Here is a 24,512-nt window from a genome sequence, read left to right as displayed (position 1 = left end):
TGGAGCGTTTCCTGTGATGAGCTCCGCGAAGACTTGGCTTTAAAACGCATGCGCCGTTTCGGGGCGATTCTCCGGCATCAAGAAGCGGGTTTTGCTTATAACGCCATGGTCTGCTTTGCAAATTCCGAATTCGGATTTCAGAATTCGGAATTGAAAAAAGCGGGCGAAATTTTAGCAGGCAAGCCTTACATTTCGCATTGTTACGAGCGTCCTTCTTTCGAAGGTTTCCCGTATACACTTTACGCTATGATGCATGCCCAGTCCGCCGAAGAACTGGACCGCAATATCAAAGAGGCGGCCGCATCGATTGGTAACCCTGATTACGCAGTGCTGCATTCGTTGCATGAACTCAAGAAAACGAGTTTCCGCTTTTTCGCCTAAAAGGCGGCTATCTGACATTTATTTCAATTCCTACGCGGTGGCCTGTTTCGAGACCGAACAGCGTTCCTTCGTGAATTTCGTAATTGAGCCCGAATCCGATGGATAAGTCTAAAATGTTGAAGTAGCGTATGGCGTCGAACTTCATTTTCATGCCGCGGTACTTGTCCTTCATACCGCGATAACGCTTGTCCAGGTTGCGATTTTCGGATTCTTCAATTCTGGCCTGGTAAAGGAAAACTTCGCTGAATTCCCAACCGGTCTTTAGTGAATCGTTCCAGCCGGGCCGCCACACGAAAGATGCCTTCAGACCGATTTCGTCACCGGGCTTGTATTTTTTGTCTTCAAGGAAGGTGTTGTAACGGATGGCTGCTCCCAGAATTAGGTTCTTTGAAAACTGAAGCAAGCCGAACGGTTCCACATTCAATCGGTGGAAACGGTTCTTTGGGGAACCTTCACCGGGCGGGAACTGCCAACCGGCATTTAGCCCCATGTAAGGGAAAATCAACCCTTTTGCGCCCAGGTATGTTTCGTTAAAGCCGTTGACATGTAGGTTGCAGTAATTGTGGATGTAGCCTTCGGTGGAATATTCGTAGCTGTAGCTTAGGAATCGGAACGCCCCGTCTACATAAAGACTTAGCCGCGGATGTACCGCATACTCTGCCGAGACCTCCATGTCGCCGCTGTAAACGTCTTCGTCTAACTCGACAGTCCCTTGAACGGAAATCGAACTTGTAGGTGGCAAAATCGGATGCAGGGATTCTGTGGCAAAACCGGTCACAAAACCAATCGATAGAAGGCATCCGATAAATTTGTTCATATTCTAAATATATATATTTCCAATGATGTTTTCGGCTCTGTTCAAGATTAACTCGCTTAAACGATTTGTTGCATTCTTGTGTTGCATCGTTTTTTCGGCTTGCTATTGGGCCGAAACCGAAGAAAATCCAGACTACTTGCCGATGGACGATTCGATGTACCCGTATGCCGGGCTTCCACGACTCGTCATCGAAATTGAAAACTTTGCAGGGCTGCGAGATCGGGAAACGGAATTCCCTTCAAAACTCCAGATTTACGGGGAAAAATCCCCCGAAAGCGAAGTTCTGGAACTGACCGTACGCGGTCGAGGCAATTCTAGTTTCAAAATGCCCAAGTACGGCATGAAATTGGAATTTAAGGACAAAGTGGAACTCTTTGGAATGCCCAAGAACCGTGATTGGGCGCTTATCGCCAATTATGGAGATAAGACTCACTTGCGCAACTACATGATGACCCGTCTTTCGGAATGGCTTGGGGCTAGGTATACACCTCGCATGCAGTTCGTTGAACTTTATCTGAATCGAAAGTACATGGGACTTTATCTTCTTTCGGAAACAATCAAGGTCGCGAAAAATCGAGTCCATATCGAAGAAAACGACACGACATTCCTTGTCGAAAAAGAAGATGTGAAAAAATACGATCCTCCTTATGTGATTACCGACAAAAAGAACATTTATCATATCCGTTCACCGAAAAATCCTCCGGAAGAATCCTTGGAACTTTTGCAGAATCACCTGAACGAATTTGAAAAATTTTTGAAGAACCGCTACCTATACGAGGACGAAGAAATCCTGAATTGGATTGATTTGGAGGATTACCTGTTGTATTACTGGGTTCAGGAATACTCCAAGAACGAAGACGGAAATTATGCGCGCAGCGTTTTCTTTACCTGGACAAAAGGGGAGCCGATTCATTTTGGTCCGTTGTGGGATTTTGACTTGTCCTTCGGAAACGCGTCGCGTACGCGGAACCAGAACCCCGAGGACTGGTATATCAGAGAATACCGCTTGAATTACTATATCGTGAATAATCACGTGGTAGATAGTGCGGTTGCTGTCTACTGGAAAGAGCATCGTGAAATATTCAAGGAACTTATCGACAGCATTCCCGTTTATCGTTCGATTATTGAACGCGCTATCGAGAATGAATATAGGCGATGGCCCATCTTGAGCAATACCGAAAACTGGGCGCTCAAGGATCCCTACGATTCTTATGACGAAGCCGTAGAAACGATGGCTTCCTGGATGCGCAAACGCTTCGAATGGATCGATGAGGAAATTCAGAGTTCGGAATTCAGAATTCGGAATTAGAAAAGAGAGTTTTTCTAAATTTGAACCATGCGCAAAATCTACATGGCAGGAATGAGCCACAAGGTGGCTGAAATTGCAATCCGCGAGAAGTTCTATATTCCGATGGATGTCAAGACGGAAGCTCTGAAAGATTCTCCGTTCGACGAACTTTTGATACTTGCGACCTGTAATCGAACCGAAGTTTATACGGCTTCCGACCGTGAAATTTCGGAGAAAGAACTGGTGCGGTACGTATGTAATCTGGCGGGACAGGACTATAAAGATTTTGCGAAATTCTTTTATTTCAAGTCCGGAGACGATGTCGCGCATCATGTGATGAACGTATGTGCGGGACTCGATTCCGTGGCCATGGGTGAAGACCAGATTTTGCACCAGATTGGGCGTGCCTACGAGACGGCGCGTGAACTCGGTGCTACTGGAAATAGTCTGAACAAGCTTTTCCAGAGTGCGATCCACACGACCAAACGCATCAAGACCGAAACGAACTTGAGCAAGCTCAGCTGCAATATTCCGTTCCTTGCGATGAAACAGGTGCAGCGGACATTCGATGATCTCGAAAACCGAACCGTGTATATCGTGGGGCTCGGCGAAATGGGTTCGCTGATGCTTAAGTATGTGCAGGAGTATACGACGAATATTTTTGCCAGCAGTAAGACTTTTGCGAATGCGGAAAAATTTGCAGATGTATTGACTCCGGTGCGCTTTGAAGATCGCTATGGCGTTATTGGTAAATGTGATGTCGTGATTCTTTGCAGCGCCTGTCAGGAACCGATTGTCACAAAAGAGGAATATGCGAAGGCGATTGGGACCGTAGAAAACACCAAGCGCCTGGTCATTGACCTGGGCAGCCCGCGCAATGCGGAAGCCTCTATTGGCGAAATTGCTGGTGTGGAATATGTCTGTGTCGATGATCTTGAAAAGATAGTATCGGAAAACCGTCGCTTGCGTATGGTGGAGCTCGAAGCGGCTCAGAAAATTCTGAAAGAAGGAATCGACGAGTTCTTGCACTGGAACCGTATGGATAATGTCTCGAAGCAGATTAGCCTGCACGCGGAGCAGATGCTGAATGTGGCGAACGAGGAATCCGAAAAGTTGTTACGTTCCATGCCTGATTTGGCGGAAGAAGACCGCCACCGAATTTCGATGATGTATGAGCGCTTTGCGAAGAAACTGGCGAACGATTACCTTTACAAGGTCAAGGCGGAAAATTCACCCGAAGATGTGCAAGTCTTCTTGAAGTGTCTGGAGGCAATCCATGAGTGAGTTCAAGCTACGGGTCGCGACGCGTAAGAGCGTCCTTGCCATGGCGCAGACGACCATGGTTGCCGAGGCTATCGTGCAGGCGAATCCTGATCTGAGCTACGAACTTGTCTCGATGACGACCGAAGGCGACCGCCGGCTCGACAAGTCTTTGGCGAGTTTCGGCGGCAAGGGCGTGTTCATCAAGGAGCTGGAAGTCGCCTTGCTTGAGGGCCGCGCCGATATTGCCGTCCACAGCTTGAAGGACATGCCTGCTGAAGTGCTACCGGAATTCAAGCTTGCCGCGGTGTTACACCGCGAGGACCCGCGCGACGCCTTTGTCGCGCGCGGGGGAGTGGACGGCTGCAGGTTCATGGAGCTGCCCGCAGGAGCCCGCATCGGTACAGGAAGCATCCGTCGCGTCGTGCAACTGAAGGCGCTTCGCCCAGATCTCGAATATGTGCCTATTCGCGGGAATATCCAGACGCGCCTTTCTAAATTGGCTGAACTTGACGGAGTGGTGCTCGCCGCCGCAGGCCTCAAGCGTATGGGCCTCGCCGACCAGGTGACGGAGTTTTTCAGTACCGCGCACATGCTCCCGGCATCGGGGCAAGGCATTCTCGCTATTGAAACGCTTTCCCCATTACGTCGTTGCGAGGGCGATCGCTCGAAACAATCTATTGACACGCTTCTTGCTCGTGTGAACGATACCGAAACATTTGCCGTTGCCGTTGCCGAAATGGCTTACCTGAAGGCTCTCAATGCCGGTTGTCAATTTCCCGTGGCGAGTTTCGCCGAATTTGTCGACACCGCCGCAGCTGCCGATGGCGTGCGCGAATTGAACATTCGCGGTATCTACTGGGATGAAAATTCGCAGAAGCTTCTTCGAGCCGAGGTCCTGAATTCCGTGAGTCTGGAATCTCCCGACTTGATTGCGCAATCCCGTGCGGTAGGCGTGGCGCTCGCTCAAAAAATCCGCGAACAGATGTAGTTTTTTGTTAATAAAGGTTTTATGATGTCTGATTTTGGAAAGGTGTTCTTGATTGGTGCTGGTCCTGGCGATCCTGGCCTTTTGACGCTTCGTGGCAAAGAAGTCCTGGAGCGTGCCGACGTGGTTGTCTATGACCGTCTTGTTTCTCCGGCAATTCTTTCGATGTGCAATGCCAAGGCCAAGATGGTGGATGTGGGCAAGATGCCAACTCACCATAAGGTCAAACAATCCGAAATCAATAAGCTGCTCGTGCATTTTGCTCGCGAATTTCCGCATGGCGTTATCGCCCGCCTTAAGGGGGGCGACCCGTTCGTATTCGGTCGTGGCGGCGAAGAAGCCCTTGAACTCGTGGACGCAGGCGTGGAATTCGAGGTCGTGCCGGGAATTACCTCTGCCATATCTGTTCCTGCTTACGCGGGCATTCCCGTAAGCCACCGTGGAATCGCCACGAGTTTCCACATCGTTACCGGCCACGAAAAAGATAACGCAGAAATTTCCCTTGATTTTGAGACTCTAGCCAAGTGTCCGGGAACCCTCATCTTCTTGATGGGAATCGCGAATATGGATTTTATCGCGCATCGACTGGTGGAATGTGGCAAGGATCCTAAGACACCGCTCGCCTTTATCGAAAAGGGGACAACGCCGTACCAGCGAACCGTCATGGCGACCCTTGAAACGGCGGGGGAGACTATTGTCCGTGAAAATGTGACTGCCCCTGCGATTACGATTATGGGCGGCGTCGTTGAACTCGGCAAGACCCTTGCCTGGAAAAAGAACCTGCCGCTGTCGGGCAAGCGTCTGGTGGTTACCCGTGCAGCAAAGCAGTCCAGCGGCATTTCATCGCGACTTTCTGCGTTCGGAGCAGAAATCATTGTATCGCCGATGATTGAAACCCGTACGCTTGACTGTCCGTTTGTAATTAGGTCTCACATGGCTTCTATCGACACAAGGTGTCTCCAGGGGGACCGTAATGAAAAATGTCATTCTGGAGTGGAGCGTAGCGAAACGATAGAATCCAGGCTTGCTGTTTTTAACACCCTTAAGGATTTCAACCTTCTCGCTTTCACAAGTACGAACGGAGTCGACAGTTTCTTCAAGCAACTGTTTGCCGCGGGTTATGACGTGCGTGTCCTCGCGGGCAAGAAAATCGCCAGTGTCGGGAAAATTACCGAAAAGAAGCTCCTTGAATATGGTATCCGTTGCGACTACGTTCCCGAAGACCACACCGCTGAAGGCCTCGGAAAGTTACTTGCGTCTCAATGCGCCGACTGCCGTCAGGTGTCAAAAGATGAACCGAAAATCCTCCTCCTTCAGGGAAATCTAGCCGATGATACCTTGCTCGGGTATCTACCGCACGCCACCCGCTGGATTGTTTACGAGACACTTCCTGTTACGGAATGCCCGGAATGGAAACGCGAGGCGGTTGCTACGGCCGATGCGGTCGTTTTTGCAAGTTCGAGCGCCGTCGAAAATTTTGCGAACTTGAATAAATCCTGCGTGAGTCAAGATGCCCATCCGCTCGCATTCTGCATCGGCCGAATGACAGAATCTGCCGCCCAAAAATACGGATACAAAACGGTCGTTTCCGAAGAAACGACCATGGATTCGCTCGTAAAAAGAATTGTTGAATATTACAGCTAAAGGTTTTCGTGCAAGGTAAGGTTGCGCGTCATGGACTTTTCTCTTTTGGCATCTTGATGACGAAAGCGGATGTGCGAAAGTAAACGTTGACGTAAAAGCCGGAAAGGAATTGCGCGATACGTTGCCCTTAAACGAATTCGGCGTCATTTGGTTACCTTCGGGGAACTGGATTTTATTTTGTGCGTATTCCGCAAAAAGGCTGCCCGGAGGGCAGCCTTGAACTTTAAATGCGAATTTCTTTTGGGCTAGACTTTGATTTTTTGGGCGTTAATCACGACATTAGTTCCCTTAGAACTTAGTGCAATGTTGATTTCCACGCGATATGTATAATCGGCTGTATCCAATTGATAGATTGCTGTGGTATCTTTGTTGCTTACCAACATATAGTGCGCTTTTTCCAATGCCGATACTAATGAATTGACGAATGTTTTCGACGCATCGCTTTGGCTTTGCAAATAGCGCTTGCTCGCCTTCCAGATGGTGGTGTCCGCGGTAGACAAATCGCTTTTCGAGAAGTTGCCGAACTCCACCAAAAAGTCCAAATGTTCATCGTTAAATACCGCTTCCGAAGCGGAAGACATCACGCTGGAGCTGGAAGACATCACGCTGGAACTGGAAGGCTCAGCGCTTGAGCTAGAAGGCTCCTCACTGCTGCTGGAGGACACTGCGCTGGAGCTGGAAGGCATCACGCTGGAGCTGGAAGACATCACGCTGGAGCTAGAAGACTTCTCACTGCTGCTGGAGGACGCTGGTATAACGATGAGGGAGCCGAAGGAAGAATAAGTCGAGATGATCCAGTGGTGGCGAATATCCTTACAATCGGACTGGATAATGGATTTCACCAAGGACTGTTTAGAGGCATCCACATCGAGGAATGAAAATTCTACAAAGCCATGGCCGTAACCAGTTTCTACCTTAGCATTTTTGAACAACTCCATATAGGGATCCGAGGATTTGAGACCGGTAAGCTCCGCCACCTTGGCCCAATCGCCAGCGTTACTCGCATCTTGAATTGCATCCACAATGGTTTTTTCGCTTTCTATATAATTTTGATAAGCAAACTGAAGCTCCAGATTTAGTTTCTCATCGGGGCTGCCCGGTCCGTTTGACCAGAGGCGAGCCACTGGTTGTGGGGCGATGGTTTGATCCAAACAGCCGTACAGATTCACTTTATATACGTTGCAAAGCTGATCTTCTCCATCTATGTTCAAGTATTGCGTAATGGCGCTGATATTTGCCGGGGAGTTCGGCATTTTTATGCGCGTTACCGCCCAGGGACCATAAGCTTTGGTGGAATCGATGTTTAGAGAAATATGTCCGCCATTTTTTACTATGTCGCACAAAAGGGAAATACGATCTTCTTCGGTTTCGTCACAAACTTTCGTAGTATCGTTCAATGTGCTTTCCATCAATGCAGCTTGCTCAATCATCTTTTCGATGTCCGTCTGATAAGCGTTGTCGATGAAAGCTGAGTAATAGCTGGCTTGTTCAAAATTCTCCACAACCACCGAATCACCGTCGATGTAAAACGAGGATTTTGAAATGGTGTCATTTGGGCATTGCTTAATATATTCCCTCGTGTCCGAACTGCTCGAAACCGTTGCGGAACTACTGCTTTCTTTGGTGCTGGAGCTGCTCGAAACCGTTGCGGAACTACTACTGTCTTTGGTGCTGGAGCTGCTCAAGATGGTGTCTGCAGTCGAGGAACTACTCGGTTTCTTTCCCGACGAGGAGGAAACGTCCGAAGTATCCGTTGCGGAGGTGTCCGTTCCTGTCGTGTCGCCAACGAGAATCCATTTGCCGTCTTCGCAAAAGTAATCCGCGGAATCGCTTTCCACGTAGAGCGTGTCTCCGGCGATTTTCTCGGTGCATTCGGGCAGGTCGTCTTTCGTGCTGAAGATGTCCTGGCCCTTGCTTCCCGAACTGTTGTCGTCTCCGCAGGCGAAAAGGCTAAAGAGAGCTGCGCCCGCAGCGACTTTTTTCAAGGTGAAGATTTTCATATTCTCTCCATTATGATGAGTTTAAGCTGTTTAAAATATAGCAATTATCTGTATTTTTGATTACATTTTTGTAAGGTATGTACAAGAGCTTGCGCAATTCGATTTTGCTGTCGAAAAAAGGCGCATGAAATCGATATGGGAAGCTGTAGGATCAATCAGCTCCGCTGACTGAACGAAGATCCGGATCTGCTCGCATACTTGCAGGAACTCGGCATGCATGAAGATGAACGGGTTTACGCGTCGGTGATTATCGTATAGGCGTCGAGTCTGTGGATTAGGTGAACTTTTTCAAGAACCTCAATAAAGATGACGGGTGAAATCATGCCGCGTTCAGGGTCGATCCACCTAGCAAGAGCTTCGTAACCGCAGACCTTACCCGTCAGTGCACGGACAACCGGTTGGTTGTAAACCTTGAAATACCCTTTTTCGAAAGCTTCTTCGAAATCAATTTCTTCGACCGAAAGGTGCAGGCTGATGATAACGAGGTGGTCTGCACCGGCTCGCAGGATTCTTTCTCCTTAGAATTTTGAGTTTGATTGATATTTTCAAATTCACCATTCATTTCAAAAATTTTCTCCGTTCGGTGAATTTAATTTAACTAATGAAAATAAAAAGGAGCTTTTTGTAAAAAAACTCCATGTTACTACAATTTTATTACTCCAAATTGGAATATTCTACATCTTCCTATGCGAAAAAAGAAGAATTTCTGCCTTGATTAGAATTTCGGGTAGCCGTCCTTGAGGCTTTCGTCGTAGTGTGCGCGCTCCCCGCCGATAAATTTCGGGCGCGTGCGCGCTGCAATCAGGATTGCCTTGCCGATATGCGTTAGCTGCATGTGGACAGGAACTGCGACTTCCTTCAGGTGCATGCCGATGAGCGTTCCGCCGATATCGAGCCCGGCATCTGCCTTGATATGTTCGATGGCGACCGGATGCTCGAAGGCACTGTAGCAGGCTGTTGCAAAAGAGCCGCCCGCCTTGGGCTGCGGAACCACGTTCACGATTTCTGCGTTAGGTATGGCTGCGTGCTCGACGATGATGGCTCGGTTCAGGTGCTCGCAGCACTGCGCCGCGATGTAGATGCCGAGCGGCTTGAACACGGACGAGAGCCCTTCGAAAATAGCCTTGCCGACTTCGGGCACGGAGTGGCTCCCGATGTCGTTTCCGAGCGTGGAGCTCGTGCTGCAACCGATGACTACAATCTGGCCCGCCGTGAGGTGTGCCTTTTCCACAAGTTCCTTGGCGGCGTTCATCGCGTCGTTACGAATCTGTTCGACAACGTTCTTGTCGTCTATCTCGTATGTAATGCCTGCCATGTCTTACCTCATTAATATTACCATCTGTCATTCTGGAGCCTCGAAGAGGCGATAGAATCCACTTAAAAAAATTAGTTTTTTACTATATTCCTTGGCAAACACTTTTACTGGACTTTCACATGATTACTGGCGAAATCAAGAACCGCATCGATTCTATCTGGGACACTTTTTGGACGGGCGGCATCACGAACTCCATCACCATCTTGGAGCAGATGACCTACCTCTTCTTTATGAAGATGCTGGACGACGCACAGAAAAAGAAGGATGCGGCGGCGAACGCTATGGGCGTGAAGGTCAAGGACCCGGTCTTCAAGGCGGGCAAGTGGCACAACCCCGATTTCGACCGCGATGTCCCTTACAGTAACCTGCGCTGGAGCGTGTTCAAGAACATGGAATCCGAGGCGATGTATGCGACGGTTTCCCGCGACGTATTCGTGTTCATCAAGACTCTGAACGACGGCAAGGAGAGCGCCTACAGCCGCTTTATGAACAATGCGACGTTCATGATTCAGAGTGCGCGCACGCTCACGAAAATCGTGGAAGGTATCGACGGGCTCGACATGAACAACCGCGACACCATGGGTGATGTCTATGAATACATCTTGGGCAAGATGGCGGCTAGCGGCACCAACGGGCAGTTCCGTACCCCGCGCCACATTATCCGCATGATGGTAGATATGATGCAGCCCACCCTGAAGGATTCCGTTTGCGATCCGGCGATGGGTTCGGCGGGGTTTATCGTGGAGGCGGCGAAGTTTGTGCAGGAGCACCACAAGAAGGAACTCCTCAAGAAGGAAAATTCGGACCATTACCGCGGCGAGATGTTCCATGGGTTCGATACCGACCAGACAATGCTGCGCATCGGGGCGATGAACCTGATGCTGCATGGCGTCGATAACCCCGAAATTGCCTACCGCGACAGCCTGAGTTCCGAAAACACCGACGAAAACCTTTATACGCTTTGCCTTGCGAACCCGCCGTTTGCGGGCAGCTTCGACTACGAGGTGGTAAGCAAGAGCGTGCTTGCCATTACCAAGACCAAGAAGACGGAACTCTTGTTCCTCGCGCTGTTCGTGCGTATGCTCAGGCCGGGCGGCCGCTGTGCATCTATCGTGCCCGACGGCGTGCTGTTCGGCAATAGTACGGGGCACAAATCTATCCGCAAGGAACTTATCGAGAATCAGCGCTTGCAGGCCGTTATCAGCATGCCCAGCGGCGTGTTCCAGCCCTATAGCGGCGTTTCGACGGCGATTCTCGTGTTTACCAAGACAAACGCGGGCGGCACGGACAAGGTCTGGTTCTACGACATGAAGGCTGACGGCTACACGTTGGACCAGAAGCGCACCGAATGCAAGGAGAACGACATTCCCGACATTGTCGCGCGCTGGAAGAACCTCGATGCCGAAGAAAGCCGCACCCGCAAGGAACAGTCGTTCTTTGTGCCGGTAGAAGAAATCATCGCGAACGATTACGACCTCAGCATCAACAAGTACAAGGAAGTGGAAAAAGTCAAGGTCGAATACGAAAATCCCAAGACCGTATTCAAGCGCATTACGAAACTCCAGGACGAAATCAACACCGCTATGAACGAATTCAAGGAGAAATACCTATAAGTGTCATCCTGGAGGCCGAAGGCCGATAGGATCCAGTGAAGTTGTCATTGCGAGCGGAGCGAAGCAATCTCTAACCAGAATGTCATTCTGGAGCGAAGCGATAGAATCCAAAGAGAATTTGTTATGAAGCGTAATTGGGAATACAAGAAACTTGGTGATGTGGCGTCATTTAGACGTGGCTTGACATACGCAAAGGATGATGTTGTTAATCATTCTTCTAAGATAGTGCTTCGATCTAATAATATAAATCTTGAAACAAGTTCATTGAATTTTGATGATGTTGTGTGTTTAAGAGATGACTTTGTCATTCCATTAGATAAATTGCTGCGTGGCGGAGATATCTTTATTTGTATGTCTAATGGAAGTACGCAACATTTGGGGAAAGTTGCGCACGTACAAGAAAATCTTAATATGGCGTTTGGTGGCTTTATGGGAGTGATTGAGCCTAATGAAAATTTGACTTATTCCCGTTATGTATTTTACTGTTGTCGATCTGGGGCTTATCGAAGTTATTTAAACTCCATATTTAATGGTGCGAATATCAATAATTTGAAATGGGGCGATCTATCAAAGTTTGTTATCCCCGTTCCGCCTCTTTCGGAGCAATCCCGTATTGTTGCGGAGCTGGATTTGCTGACGGGTATCATCGACAAGCAGAATGCGCAGCTCAAGGAACTCAATAGCCTCGCTCAGGCCATCTTCTACGACATGTTCGGCGACCCCATCGAAAACCCCAAAGGCTGGGAAGTAAAAAAATTGGGGGATGTGTGTTCAGTAGTGAATGGGTTGGTTAATCCAAATGAAGAACCCTTTTGCAACTATCCCCATATTGGCGGAGCGAATATTCAGTCTAATACAGGTGTTTTTGTTGATGTGAAACTGGCTAAAGATGAAGGCCTTATTAGCGGAAAGTATCTGTTTGATGAATCGATGATATTGTACTCTAAAATACGTCCTAATCTTAATAAGGTGGCGTTGCCTTCATTCAAGGGCATTTGTAGCGCGGACATGTATCCTTTAATTACAAATACTGATGTCGCAAACAAGTACTACATAAAGTTTTCTATAACTCACAAGAAATTCATTGAATATGCCGTTTCGCATTCTGGTCGAGCGAATATCCCGAAAATCAATAGAGACGCGTTGTTGGCCTATGATTTGCCGCTCCCGCCCCTCGCTCTCCAGCAATCCTTTGCCGAAAAAATCCAGTCCATCGAAAAGCAAAAAGAAACCATCCGCGCCTCCATCGCCGACACACAAAAATTGCTCGACTACACCATGGATAAATATTTTGGGTAAATAGACCCTATCGCATCGGCCTGCGGCCTCGCTCCAGGGTGACAGCAGAAAATTTAGGCCAATGGCATATAATTTGCCAAAAGTATTGATTTTTTAATATTTTGGCAGAAAATAGAACGACAAGCTCCTTGTTTTTGTTAAAATATGGTTGTTTTTGTGCATAATTTGCCAAAATCTTGATTTTTTATTATTTTTGGCAATGTATAATCTTTTGAGCGGAGGTGGGATATGCGTGAGAAAATCATTGGCAGGGTTGACGAGCAGGACCTGCTAAAAAGGCTGTACGATTCCCCGAAATCGGAATTTGTCGCCGTCTATGGCCGTAGGCGAGTGGGCAAAACCTTTCTTATCAAGGAGTTTTTTCAAGACGAACTGTTGTTCTCGGTTTCTGGACTTTCAAATGCGGGAACGGAATCACAGATCAAGAACTTCTATACGGCTATGCTGAGGCAAGGGCTAGAGTCTTCGATACCTCCTAAAGACTGGCTTGATGTTTTTAACCTGCTCGCTGATTTGATTGAATCGTCAAAGGCAAAACGCAAAGTGGTGCTACTAGACGAACTCCCGTGGATGGATACGCCCAAATCGGGCTTTGTTACGGCCTTGGAACATTTCTGGAATGATTTCGCCTCGGGCCGTTCGGACATACTGCTGCTTGTTTGCGGTTCAGCCACTTCCTGGATTATCAACAAATTGATCAACAATCATGGTGGGCTCCACAACCGTCTGACTCGGCATATATTCCTGCAGCCTTTTACGTTGAAGGAGTCGGAAGAGATGCTTGCCAGGCAGGGGTTCAACCTGTCGCGCTACGAAGTTGCTGTGTGCTATATGGTTTTTGGCGGCATACCCTTCTACTTAAGTCTTCTAGACAGTCGATATAGTCTGGCGCAGAATATAGACAAGCTGTTGTTTAGCCCCAAGGGAGAACTTGCATTAGAATTTGAAAACTTGTACGCCTCGCTTTTCAGAAATGCCGAAGAACACATTTCCGTTGTCCGTGCATTGAGCAGGCGAAAGTCGGGACTGGACCGGACTGAAATTCTGAAAGCCTGTAAGTTAAAGACCGGAAACGGCATTACCACCATCTTGAACAATCTTCAAAACTGTGGGTTCATCACTCAATACCGCTGCATCGATAATGGTCGAAAAAGGAATTATTATCGGCTTTCTGATTTTTTCACCCTGTTCTATTTTTACTTTGAAGAAGAAATACGGAATCGGAAAAAGGACTTTTGGCTCAAACTTCAGACGACTCCAAAATTTGGTACGTGGGCGGGCCTCACTTACGAGCAACTTGTCTTTAGTCATATTGATAGGGTGAAGGAAAAACTCGGAATATCAGGTGTAGGCACAAACGAATTTTCTTACAGAACTCTCGAGGACGACGGATATCCTGGCGTACAGATTGATCTTGTGATTGAACGTGATGACCGGACAATTAATTTATGCGAGATAAAGTTCTGCGAAGACATATATGTTCTGGATAGTGCCGAAGATATGAGGCTCCGCACAAGGCTTTCTGTATTTAAGAAGAATTACCCTAAACGCAAATATGCAATGCAACTTACGCTTATAACGACATTTGGCCTTGCGAATGGAAAATATGCGGGCATCGTGAACAATCAGGTTTTACTAGAGGACTTGTTCTAGGATTTACCGATTTTTGTTTATATTTTAGAAAAAATGCGGAAACCCGCAAAAATGTAAAGCAAATATGGCAAATTGTGACGACATCGATGGAACGCCCGAGTCCGAGGCGGAAACCCGCAGGGTCCTGATTGACCGCATGCTCCGCGAGGCGGGGTGGACTGTGCTTACGGCCAAGGGGGTCGTGAAGCCTTCGAAGGCGTGTATCGAAGTCGAAGTGGAAGGGATGCCGAACGGGGAGGGTGTCGGTTTTGTCGATTACGTGCTTTTTGGTGCGGACGGGCTCCCGCTGGCTGTAATCGAGGCGAAAAAGACGACGGTTTCGCCAATAAAGGGCAAACACCAGGTGGAACTTTATGCGGATTGCCTCGAAAAGCAGTATGGCCGCCGCCCTGTAATCTATTACACCAACGGTTACGAGACGAACATTATCGACGGTCTTGGCTACCCGCCGAGGCGGCTCTATGCGTTCCATACCGAGGGCGATCTGGAACTCTTGATTCAGAAGCGGGGCCGCAAGGATATCGGCGACTTTAGCGTGAAGGGCTACATTACCGACCGACATTACCAGAAGATGGCCATCAAGTCCGTGTGCGAATGGTTCAACGGCAAGCACCGCCGCGGTCTCTTGGTGATGGCAACTGGTACGGGCAAGACCCGTGTCGCGATTTCTACGGTAGATGTGCTCATGCGGAACGGCTGGGTCAAGAACGTGCTGTTCCTTGCCGACCGCACGTCGCTGGTGGGCCAGGCGAAGAAGAATTTTGCGAAGCTACTGCCGAATACCCCTGTTGCCGTTTTGAGCGATTCCAGTGATGAAAACATTATTCGAGATAAAAACGGCGAAGTTGCCGAGGTCAATGCCCGAATCGTGTTCAGTACCTACCAGACGATGATCAACTGCGTCGATACCGAGAAGAAGCCCTTCTCGGTGGGGCGATTCGACCTGATTATCATTGACGAGGCGCACCGCAGTATTTTCGGCAAGTTCGGCGCTATCTTCAACTATTTCGATAGCCTGCTGCTCGGGCTTACGGCGACCCCTCGTGACGAGGTGGACAAGAGCACCTACGATATTTTCGAGATGGAGAACGGCTGCCCGAATTACGCCTACGAACTCGATGATGCTGTGGCCGATGGTTTCCTGGTGAATTATCACGGGTTCAAGCGCGGCTCCATGATTCTGAAGGACGGAATCAAGTACAGCGACCTTTCGGAAGAGGAAAGGGAACAGCTGGAGCAGGTGTGGGATTACGAAGAGACTCTGCAGGAACTTGGCTCGGGCGCTGTGCCGCCGGAAGCGGGCGGGAATACCCGCGGGCGCGATATCGGTAGCGAGGAAATCTTCAAGTACATCTACAACGAAGGCACGGTGGATAACGTGTTGCAGGACCTGATGAAGAATGGTCTGAAGGTCCAGAGTGGCGAACGCATTGGCAAGAGTATCATTTTCGCGTACAACCACAAGCATGCCGAACTGATTGTAGAACGGTTCCACAAGCTTTATCCCGAATACGGTTCCGATTTTTGCGCGCTGATTGATAACTACGTGACCTATTCGCAGGATTTGATTGACAAGTTCGAAGTTCGCGACGGGAACCCGCAGGTTGCCGTGTCTGTGGATATGCTGGATACGGGAATCGATGTGCCCGATGTACTGAACCTTGTGTTCTTCAAGCCTGTCAAGTCGAAAATCAAGTTCATGCAGATGATAGGCCGTGGCACGCGCCTTTCTGCCGATATCTACGGGGCGGGCAAGGACAAGGAATGTTTCTACATCTTTGACTGGTGCAGGAATTTTGAATACTTCGAGCAGAATCCGGACGGCAAGATTGTGCAGCAGAGCATGTCGCTGACGGAGCGCCTGTTTGCCCTGCGTGCCGAGGTGGCGTTCTACCTGCAGCACCAGACGTACCAGGAAGATGAATTTGCGAAAAGCCTTCACGACGATTTGAAGGCTGGCCTGAAAGCACAGGTCGCTACGCTGTCGGATGCCCATATTTCGGTGCGAAACCGTTGGGCCGCCGTTTGCCATTTCAAGAGTGACGATGCGTGGGTGTGCTTGACTGCTGGCGATGTGCAGACCTTGAAGCTTGATATTGCACCGCTGTTGCCGCACAACACGCAAGACGAAAATGCCAAGAAGTTCGACGTGCTTGTGCTAGCGATTGAACTTGAATTCGTGAATAGCGAATACAATGCGAGCAGGCCTGTTGCAAGTGTATGCGGGCTTGCCGAACGCCTGCTTTCCAAGGCTACAATCCCGCAGGTGGTTGCCAAGATGGGGACCATCAAGGAAGTGCTGAACCAGACCTCGTGGGAAAACAGGAGCCTGCGCTGGCTCGAGAAGGTGCGCACCGAACTCCGCGACCTCATGAAGTTCCTGGTGGGCGATGGCGGCCAGACTTTCACGATTGACATCGACGATGTTGTTACCGATGACGGCGAAAGCGCCGGCGTAGAGACCCGCGTGACCTACAGGCAAAAGGTGATGGATTACCTTGCCCAAAAGGACTACAATCCCGTGCTCCAGAAAATCTACAACCTGGAACCGCTCACGAATGAAGATGTTCTGGAACTGCAGCGCATCATGTGGTCTGAATTGGGTAGCAAGGAAGACTTCGAGAAGTTTGCCGACGGCAGGCCCTGTGACGGGAATGTGGCCATATTGATTCGCTCGTTTATTGGTGTTGACCGCAAGCAGGCGCTGGAACGGTTCAACGCGTTCCTTTCGGGGAGCGAACTCAATTCCGACCAGGAAGAATTCCTGAACGACATTATTTCGTACGTTTGTGAGAACGGTGACATCAGGCCGGAAACCGTCGTGAACGACGCCCCGTTTGACGAACGCTTGGAAGTGTTCAACGACAAGATGATTCCGCTAAGGCGATACCTTGAGAATATTCACGAAGTTGTTGACCCCGCAGGAATGCAGGGGTAGGTAGACGGTCTTTCTAGATAAGTAATTTGAAGAGGTAAATTATGGCAGACTACTATGTTGATGAGAATGGTGTTGCCCGTCCTGACCAACCCTCAAAGAAAGATGATAATCATAAAGAGGATAAATCATCTTTTGGTGATTCTTTTAGCGAAAGTCTTCGATGGCAAAAGAAATTTTATTCTGTTTTTTCATTAGTTAGAAATCCTATATCTGGGACTTTTGAAATGCAATGGGATAGGATGAAAGAGAAGGATGATCGAAAAAAAACAGTAGAAAAATTTATAAGCAAAATCCCGTGTACTGATTTGGCTGTGCCGAGCATAGAACAGACAACAAAAACGGACTTGAACTACGCCAATAGATTTAAGCTCCCGTCAGACGAGATGAAGGCTTTGGCCTCTCAACTTTTGCAAAGTGCTGTAACGAACGGGATAGTCACAAGTACATTTTCTGGAGCCCTCCAGTGTAATATCGATATTTCAAAATTGGCACATTCTCAGGATGGCTTTTTGAGAGGATTTGCAATGTCCGAGGGAAAAATCGCGGAACAAGCCAAGTTTACCGAGATTCCGTCTGTCAGTATTACTCCTATGTTGGCGTTTCAAATAGCCTCCATGGTAACGGGACAGTATTACCAACATATTATAACGACACAATTGAATTCTATTTCTCAAAAACTCGATCAAGTACTTGATTTGCTCGAAGAAGAAGACAAGGCTATTATAAAAAATGGTTTTAGGCAATTAGGGGATTTGTCTTCTTTCGATAGATTTGACGAGCAAGATGCTAATGTGTTGAGAAATATTCAGGGAGTTGCTGGAAAACTTAAAGACAAATACATGTCGCTAGTGCTGAAAAAAAACATAGATGTTGAGCGTAGCTTGTTAAGAGATAAAGGCGAAGCTGACGACTGGTTTAAAGCCTTGAATGATTCAAAGTTTATTCCGTATATGCAGGTCGCTTTTATGGCGGAATATCTTTTTTATTGCTCGAATATGGTGCTTCTTGAACGAGAACTTGCTAAGCCGGAGTCGGAAAGACGTCGCGACAGAATTGACAAGTGGACGGAATGTTTGAATTGTGATTTTATGGCTCCGTATGCAAAAAAGTACCATGATGTAAAATGGACTGTTCTGTTGAATTTAGAGTTACTGAAAGCTGACGCTTTGTTTTGGTCTGGTGGTATAAAAGATCTATATTATGAAACGTTAGATCGGTTCGATTCTTTTGAAAAAGGGGTTCTCAAAACTTTGGCTCAATTGAATCCTATTTATTCCATTGAGTATAAGGATGGTAAATTTCTGGAACTGGATTCTAAGTGACGAAATTCGTTATAGACTAATAAAAAAATCCGGATGATTTTCGTTTATCCGGAATTTTTTTAGTAAAAATAAACTAGGAATAGTGACTTAAACCGTTTACTCCCACTCAATGGTTCCGGGCGGCTTGTGCGTCACGTCGTACCACAGGCTGCCAGCGCCTTCCGCTTCGAACTTGCGCCAAAGTCCGGCCAGCATTCCCTGGTCGATTTCGGCGAAGTTTGCGGTCATGGCTTCGGTAGAGTTCACCGGGCGCATCACGATGCAGGGCTTGCCTGCCGTGCGGAGCGGGACGAGCACCACAGGCATCTGCCAGATCTTTTCGTACAAATCATTTGCCTGCAAGAATTCGGTGCAGATGTTGTCGAACTTGCGGAGGGTATCGAAGTTTTCGCGAGTGGCGAACTGCTCGACGAGCTTCGGGTCTTCATCGGCCACGCTGCCAATTTGGTAAATCACACGGTTGATGGCCTTGAAGCGGTTGGCAAGTTCGGTGGAGAACTTTTCGCAATCCTTCCAGCTGAGGCCCGGTGTGGTGATGAGGAACGGCTGTGCGTAGGTTCGGCCGTCGCCCTGCACGCCCACGCTCTTGATGGGGAGTAGGCGGCCAGCAATGTTGTTCGCCTTCAGGTAGTCGGCGAGGGACTGACCGGCGGTGTCCTTCACGTCTTCGAATTTCACGAGGTCGTCGGTGAGCTTGCCGTCGCTGCAGAGCAGGCGAACGCCGAGACCCGGACCCGGGAACGGGTGGCGCCACACGAGGTTGTGCGGGATGCCCAGTTCTTCGCCGAGGGCACGGACTTCGTCCTTGTACAGGTCGGCGAGGGGTTCCAGCACGAGGCCCTTTTCCATGAGGTCCAAAACTTCTTGCACGCGGTTGTGGTGCGTCTTGATCTTGTCGGCGTTCTTGGTGCCGCCGCTTTCGATGGTGTCGGGGTAGATGGTGCCCTGGGCCATCATCCACTGGTTCGGATCGAGGTTGAGCTTTGCCATTTCCTCGTCTTTTACCGTCAGGAATTCCTTGCCGATGATGCCGCGCTTGGTTTCCGGTGCGGTCACGCCCTTGAGCTTCGCGAGGAAGTGTTCGCTGGCGTCGCGGACCTTGAGGTTGTTCATGCCTTCCGCCCTGAGGAAGTCCATAATCTTCTGGGATTCGCCGAGGCGCATCATGCCGTTATCCACATGCAGGCCGAGGACTTTTTCGGGGCCCAGCACGCGGTTCAAGAGCACGAATGCCACGGTGGAGTCCACGCCGCCGGACACAAGCAAGAAGACCTTGCGGTCCTTGACCTGTTCCTTGATGCGCTCCGTGATGAGCGGCAGGTAGCTCTTCATGTTCCAGGTCTTCTTCGCGCCCGTGAAGTCCACGAAGTTTTCGAGCAACTTCATGCCGAACTTGCTGTGGGTGACTTCGGGGTGGAACTGGATGCCGAAAATCTGGCGTTCGGGCTTGTCGCTATCGAAGGCGACGGCGGCGATTTCGCAGTCCTTAGTGCTGGCCACGATCTTGTAGCCCTCGGGGAGCTTGGTGACCTGGTCGCCGTGGCTCATCCACATGGGGGAGGCCTTCGGGAGTCCTTTCAAAAGCGGGCAGTTTTCGTCGCCCACGATAAGGTCGGCGATGCCGTATTCCTTGACCTTGCCCGGTTCCACGTGCCCACCCAACTGCTGGGCGATGAGCTGGTGACCGTAGCAGATGCCGAGCTTCGGCACAGGCAGGTTCAAAATTTCGGGATTGTATTCCGGGGCGTCGGCGGCGTACACGCTCGACGGGCCGCCACTGTAGATGATTCCCTTCACGCCTTCGAGCTCGCTGACGGGAGCGGCGGGGGAGTGGATTTCGGTAAACACGCCCAGGCGGCGCACGCGGTTAGCAATCAGGTGGGCGTACTGCCCGCCAAAGTCCAAAACTGCAATAGTATCGACGTTCTTCATACGCTCCAAAAATAGAATATTTTGTGTTTCTTGGGATAAAAATACCACCGATGTGACGGATATTGCTGTTTTTTGTTTTTTTACATATCACATTGAACACTTTGAATTTGCTTTATTATATTTAGTTTATGCGTATTTTAAATTATCTCTTTCTTGGATTGGCCGTTTCGGCCTATGCTGCCGTCGATTCGACAGAAACCATAGCTTCTCACCCTGAACCGTCACAAACGGAAGTCCAGGTCGCGCCCACAGTCGCTCCGTCTCAGGAGCCTTCGCTGCAACCTTTGCAATCGAAAAAAATTTCGCAGCAGGCTCCGCAATCTCAGCAACTGCCGCCTTCACAGCAGCCCCAGCAGCCGATGATGCTGCCGCAATATGCTCCGCCTCCGCAAATGTATCCGACGGCACAATATGTCCAACCGCATCCTGTTTACGCTCAGCGGCCGGTTGCCCAACCGATGCAACAAACTCGTCCGGCCTCTCCGGAAAAAGCTCCAGAAAAAAACTACATCCATAACGGATTCTTCTTCGAAGCCGATTTGGGCGTGCGTTACATGAGGCTTGAAAATAAGGAATATGACGACTATTTCGATGAACGGAACGGTGAACTGATTGTGGGCGATAACGGAAACTCCGCTGAAAGCCGATTCAAGGGATTCGGTCCCGATTTCGGCCTCAAGTTCGGCGGAATCGTCGCTAGCCGTCTGGCGCTTTACTGCAATCTGGAATTCTCGTCTATGGACGGAAATTTTAAGGCTTCCCGCACTGAAAACGGTTGGAAAAAATCCAGTGCCGATTTTGAAACAGACGCCATCCGTTTTGCATTCGGTGGCGGTACCCATTTCTTCTTTACCCCTGATCCGAACAGCGTTTTTTACGGAACCTTTATCGGTGCTTCGGTCAGTATTGTCGCTGAAGAAGCTGGCTTGACCTCTTCGTATAACGACCACGAAGAACTTGAAATTTCAAAGAGCGACCTCTCCTTCGGTTTGCAGCTCGGAAAGGTCTGGATGGTCAATGACTCCTGGAACGTAGGCCTTACGGTAAAGGGTTCGTTGGATGGCGGAATTCGTGACGGCGAAAGCGGAAACGACTCGGACTACTATTCGTTGTCGGCCAACCTGGCTGTCATAAGAAAATAAAATGCGTCTAAAATCCGTATTGAATGCGCTCCTTCTAACGTTTGGCCTTGCCGCCGTTTCTTATGCTGGAGTTTACGATTACAATCCTTCTCAAGCTACTTATGCCAGTCAGGGGCAGTATTCCTATATCCACAATGCCTTCTATTTTGAAGCATCGCTGGGCTTGCAGTATCTGAATATCAGCGATGAAAAAAAAGACGACGAAGAAATCCTCTATGGATCCAGTAAGAATATCTATGAAACTGATTTTTCCGGTATGGGTCCTGAATTTTATGCTCGGTTTGGCGGAATAATTTCTAGCCGTGTCGCCCTGTTCTGTCTTTTGGGAATATCTTCGCTCAAGGTAGCTGATTATGAATATGTGGAAAGACAAAATGGCGATATCCGCTACGTTGAGAAAAATTCCGAAGGCGGAATACGATTTGCGATTGGAGGCGGAGTGAATGTTTACTTTGTCAGAAATCCATCTAATCCGTTATATGGTCTATATGCAGGTGCTTCATTTGCCATCGCCTACTTCAACCTTGGTGATGACGATTCGTACTTTGACGAAGAAAGGCGCACTAGGCCATTAGATGAAGCCTATTTCTCTCAATCAGCAGCAAGTGTTGGTTTTGAATTCGGTAAATTATGGTATATGACAGATATGTGGAATGTTGGAGCCGGAGTACAAATGTTGCTTGATTCTCCAGACCGTACCGATGAAGACGATGAAAATATCTACTATACTTTAGCATTCAAAATTATGATTGTGAGAAAATAATTCTTGATGAAATTTTCGGATTGAAATTGTAAATTTGTCTATAAAATGAAAATCCCGCACGGTCTGTGCGGGATCTTTTGTATCTATTTTTAGAGCCTTTAATCGACTTTAGCCGCGCTCGTCTGCGCGATTATTCGCCGCAGGACATTTCGCGGGCAAGTTGAATCAGTGTCTGCACGCCGAATCCGGTTGCGCCGTATTCAGTGTATTTCCACTTCTTGTCGACGAAGGCGGTGCCGGCGATGTCCCAATGCGTCCAGGCGGTGTTTTCGGGCACGAATTCCTGGAGGAAGAGGGCGGCAGAAATGGCACCTGCGTCGCTGCCGGTATTCTTGAGGTCGGCGAAGTGATCCTTGAGCGCGTCGGCGTATTCTTCTTCGAGCGGCATGCTCCAGAATTTTTCACAGCAGGCTTCGCCGCAGTTGATCACCTTGAGGCCAAGGTCGTCGTCATTGCTGAAGAATCCCGTGACGGCGTAACCGAGGGCGCGGACCATGGCGCCCGTAAGGGTGGCGAGGTCCACGATGTGCGTTGCCCCGATAAGGCCCGCTTCGGCAAGTCCGTCGCTTAAGACCAGACGGCCTTCGGCGTCGGTGTTGTCGACCATGACGGTCTTGCCGTTCTTGGCGGTAAAGATGTCGCCCGGCAGCACGGACTTATTGCCAATGGCATTTTCGGCGAGGCAGCAGACGGCGCTCACGCGAATCGGGAGTTTGAGTGTTGCAATGGCCTGGATTGCGGCGAGCGCGGTCGCGGCACCACTCATGTCGCTGATCATTTCGGGCATGGATTTAGGCGGTTTCAGGCAGAGGCCGCCGGTATCGAAGGTGAGCCCCTTGCCGACAATTACCAAGTGGTCCTTGGAGGTGCGCTTTGCGGGCTTGTATTCGAGCGTAATCATGTGCGGCTCGTGAGAACTGCCCTTACCGACGGTCACGTGGCCCATGAAGCCTTCCTTTTCGAGCTGCTTCATGTTACGAACCTTGATGGAGAGGCCTTCGGTGTATTTTGCGACCGTCTTTGCGCGTTCCACGAATTCGGCGGGGTAGAGGTCTGAGGCACTCGTGTTGATCAAATTCTTGGCAAGCGTAATGGCCTTCTGTTCTACGGAGACATCTTCGGCAATTTTCCTGAATTCTTTGACATGTTCGCCGGCGACGATTTCGTAGGTCACCTGGAAGTTCGGCTTTTGCTTGCTCTTGTAGGCATCGAACTTGTAGTCGGCGTAATGCAGGCCGTGCAAAATGGCCTTGAACTGCTCATCGGCAGCGTCGGCCAGGAACAGGCTTACGCAGGGAATCTGCTTCTTCATTGCCTTTTTGGCGAGGCGGTTGGCGGCCATGCGCAGGTGGTCGAGGGCGGAAAGACCGCGTTCCTTGGCGGCGTCCACAAAGATGGTATTGCAACCGTCAATTTCTAGGTATTCGAGGTCTTCGAAGGGGCCTTCCTTCATGCCCTTCAGAATGGTTTCGACCTGTTCTTCACCTTCGGGGGAGAGAACGGTGGAAAATTGAACAGATTCTTTGACATAAAACAGGGCGTATGCCTTGCTGTCAGTGTTTTTGAGATTTTCGGAAGAAACGATATTCAAGTTCATGATATAAATGTAGTAAATAGTAGAGAGGTTTGATGTCAGGGCATTAACCCCTTTGAGGTGAGGGGTTATTTCGTGAATTTATAGCGGCCGAGAAGGTCGAAATAGCGGGCCTTCGGGGAAATCTTGATAGGCTTGAGAGTGTTGCGTAGGGCTGTTGTTCCTTCGGGTTTTGAATAATAATGTATCGTTATGAATCCATCGGCATAAAATGACAACGAATAGCCGTCGTTCATGGGTTCGTAAGTGATTGTGTTGGTGATAGTTCCGTTTTGGTTCAGTTCAGACATTTGGTATTTTCCGTATCGCTGACATAGATTTCTGCATTGGAGAGCGCAGCCGAGTTGTCCTTCCCGGAGTATCTGTTGAAGATGACGGAATCTAATTTTAGTCCGCTATCTTCAATCATGTAGTAACCAGCAATTTCTTTGAAAACGGCGTCTGTGCAAGTGTTGGCTGAGACAGTGGTGCTTATCGCGAATACACTCGATAAAAACAAGGCGATAAAAGGCTCTTCTGAGCTAAGTGTGGAACATTTTTCTAAAAAAATAGCCTAAAAACGG

19 protein-coding genes and 1 pseudogene are annotated in these 24,512 nt (G+C 49.1%); 12 read left to right on the top strand and 8 right to left on the bottom strand.

Going from position 1 to position 24,512, the window contains the following annotated elements; genetic code table 11:
- Positions 1-381: pseudogene (locus tag Q0P86_RS13075) on the top strand (Lrp/AsnC family transcriptional regulator); the annotation flags it as partial.
- A gap of 7 nt (positions 382-388) precedes the next feature.
- Here Q0P86_RS13075 and Q0P86_RS13070 read toward each other — a convergent pair.
- The gene (locus Q0P86_RS13070; RefSeq protein WP_295040038.1) at positions 389-1,198 is read right to left on the bottom strand and encodes a hypothetical protein; all 810 of its coding nucleotides are present in this window, start codon (positions 1,196-1,198) and stop codon (positions 389-391) included.
- Between the two features lie 22 nt (positions 1,199-1,220).
- Between Q0P86_RS13070 and Q0P86_RS13065 the strand changes: the two genes are divergently transcribed.
- Genes Q0P86_RS13065 through cobA form a run of 4 tightly spaced genes read left to right on the top strand, consistent with a single transcriptional unit; the run spans position 1,221 to position 6,378 of the window.
- On the top strand, positions 1,221-2,507 hold the full coding sequence (locus Q0P86_RS13065) for a CotH kinase family protein (RefSeq protein WP_295040036.1): 1,287 nt from the start codon (positions 1,221-1,223) through the stop codon (positions 2,505-2,507).
- Between the two features lie 27 nt (positions 2,508-2,534).
- Positions 2,535-3,770 (top strand): glutamyl-tRNA reductase, encoded by a 1,236-nt coding sequence (gene hemA / locus Q0P86_RS13060; RefSeq protein ID WP_295040034.1) that lies wholly within the window; start codon positions 2,535-2,537, stop codon positions 3,768-3,770.
- A complete protein-coding gene (gene hemC, locus Q0P86_RS13055; protein WP_295040032.1) occupies positions 3,763-4,737 on the top strand; it encodes a hydroxymethylbilane synthase in 975 nt (324 codons plus the stop codon). The genes hemA and hemC overlap by 8 nt, the downstream gene beginning before the upstream one ends.
- A 21-nt stretch (positions 4,738-4,758) precedes the next feature.
- Positions 4,759-6,378, top strand: coding sequence for a uroporphyrinogen-III C-methyltransferase (gene cobA, locus Q0P86_RS13050; protein WP_295040030.1), 1,620 nt, complete (start codon positions 4,759-4,761; stop codon positions 6,376-6,378).
- Positions 6,379-6,623: 245 nt separating this feature from the next.
- Here the strand turns inward: cobA and Q0P86_RS13045 are convergent, their stop codons facing one another.
- The 3 genes from Q0P86_RS13045 to Q0P86_RS13040 all read right to left on the bottom strand — a co-directional run bounded on the left by Q0P86_RS13045 (position 6,624) and on the right by Q0P86_RS13040 (position 9,630).
- A complete protein-coding gene (locus Q0P86_RS13045) occupies positions 6,624-8,378 on the bottom strand; it encodes a hypothetical protein (protein ID WP_295040028.1) in 1,755 nt (584 codons plus the stop codon).
- A 233-nt stretch (positions 8,379-8,611) separates the two neighbouring features.
- Positions 8,612-8,761 carry an EAL domain-containing protein gene (locus tag Q0P86_RS16935; protein WP_366941308.1) on the bottom strand — a complete coding sequence of 50 codons (150 nt, stop codon included), beginning with the start codon at positions 8,759-8,761 and terminating at the stop codon, positions 8,612-8,614.
- A gap of 332 nt (positions 8,762-9,093) precedes the next feature.
- Positions 9,094-9,630, bottom strand: a complete 537-nt coding sequence (locus tag Q0P86_RS13040) for a TIGR01440 family protein (RefSeq protein ID WP_366941307.1) — start codon at positions 9,628-9,630, stop codon at positions 9,094-9,096.
- A 182-nt stretch (positions 9,631-9,812) separates the two neighbouring features.
- Between Q0P86_RS13040 and Q0P86_RS13035 the strand changes: the two genes are divergently transcribed.
- The 5 genes from Q0P86_RS13035 (at position 9,813) to Q0P86_RS13015 (ending at position 18,518) form a co-directional block, all read left to right on the top strand.
- A complete protein-coding gene (locus tag Q0P86_RS13035; protein ID WP_294115803.1) occupies positions 9,813-11,306 on the top strand; it encodes a class I SAM-dependent DNA methyltransferase in 1,494 nt (497 codons plus the stop codon).
- A gap of 123 nt (positions 11,307-11,429) precedes the next feature.
- Entirely contained in the window at positions 11,430-12,605 is a 1,176-nt protein-coding gene (locus tag Q0P86_RS13030) for a restriction endonuclease subunit S (protein WP_295040023.1), read from the top strand.
- 228 nt (positions 12,606-12,833) lie between these two features.
- Entirely contained in the window at positions 12,834-14,258 is a 1,425-nt protein-coding gene (locus Q0P86_RS13025) for an ATP-binding protein (protein ID WP_295040020.1), read from the top strand.
- A 64-nt stretch (positions 14,259-14,322) separates the two neighbouring features.
- Positions 14,323-17,196 carry a DEAD/DEAH box helicase family protein gene (locus Q0P86_RS13020; RefSeq protein WP_295040017.1) on the top strand — a complete coding sequence of 958 codons (2,874 nt, stop codon included), beginning with the start codon at positions 14,323-14,325 and terminating at the stop codon, positions 17,194-17,196.
- 41 nt (positions 17,197-17,237) lie between these two features.
- Complete coding sequence (locus tag Q0P86_RS13015; RefSeq protein WP_295040014.1) at positions 17,238-18,518, top strand: hypothetical protein; 1,281 nt, start codon at positions 17,238-17,240, stop codon at positions 18,516-18,518.
- Positions 18,519-18,614: 96 nt separating this feature from the next.
- Here Q0P86_RS13015 and guaA read toward each other — a convergent pair whose 3' ends face one another.
- Positions 18,615-20,450, bottom strand: a complete 1,836-nt coding sequence (gene guaA / locus Q0P86_RS13010) for a glutamine-hydrolyzing GMP synthase (RefSeq protein ID WP_295040012.1) — start codon at positions 20,448-20,450, stop codon at positions 18,615-18,617.
- A gap of 128 nt (positions 20,451-20,578) precedes the next feature.
- Between guaA and Q0P86_RS13005 the strand changes: the two genes are divergently transcribed.
- A complete protein-coding gene (locus tag Q0P86_RS13005; RefSeq protein ID WP_295040009.1) occupies positions 20,579-21,592 on the top strand; it encodes a hypothetical protein in 1,014 nt (337 codons plus the stop codon).
- A 1-nt stretch (position 21,593) separates the two neighbouring features.
- On the top strand, positions 21,594-22,355 hold the full coding sequence (locus Q0P86_RS13000; RefSeq protein WP_295040007.1) for a hypothetical protein: 762 nt from the start codon (positions 21,594-21,596) through the stop codon (positions 22,353-22,355).
- Positions 22,356-22,485: 130 nt separating this feature from the next.
- Here Q0P86_RS13000 and Q0P86_RS12995 read toward each other — a convergent pair whose 3' ends face one another.
- The 3 genes from Q0P86_RS12995 to Q0P86_RS12985 all read right to left on the bottom strand — a co-directional run bounded on the left by Q0P86_RS12995 (position 22,486) and on the right by Q0P86_RS12985 (position 24,358).
- Positions 22,486-23,952 carry a M17 family metallopeptidase gene (locus tag Q0P86_RS12995; RefSeq protein ID WP_295040004.1) on the bottom strand — a complete coding sequence of 489 codons (1,467 nt, stop codon included), beginning with the start codon at positions 23,950-23,952 and terminating at the stop codon, positions 22,486-22,488.
- Between the two features lie 65 nt (positions 23,953-24,017).
- A complete protein-coding gene (locus Q0P86_RS12990; protein WP_294115727.1) occupies positions 24,018-24,239 on the bottom strand; it encodes a hypothetical protein in 222 nt (73 codons plus the stop codon).
- Positions 24,227-24,358 carry a hypothetical protein gene (locus tag Q0P86_RS12985; RefSeq protein ID WP_295040000.1) on the bottom strand — a complete coding sequence of 44 codons (132 nt, stop codon included), beginning with the start codon at positions 24,356-24,358 and terminating at the stop codon, positions 24,227-24,229. Before Q0P86_RS12985 ends, Q0P86_RS12990 begins: the two co-directional genes overlap by 13 nt.
- Positions 24,359-24,512 lie beyond the last annotated feature (154 nt).

It is taken from the genome of uncultured Fibrobacter sp. (assembly GCF_946062555.1).
In the GTDB taxonomy this organism is placed as follows: Bacteria; Fibrobacterota; Fibrobacteria; order Fibrobacterales; family Fibrobacteraceae; genus Fibrobacter.
The sequence above is the reverse complement of the archived record's forward strand: the minus strand, read 5'-3'. Positions and strand labels throughout refer to the sequence as shown.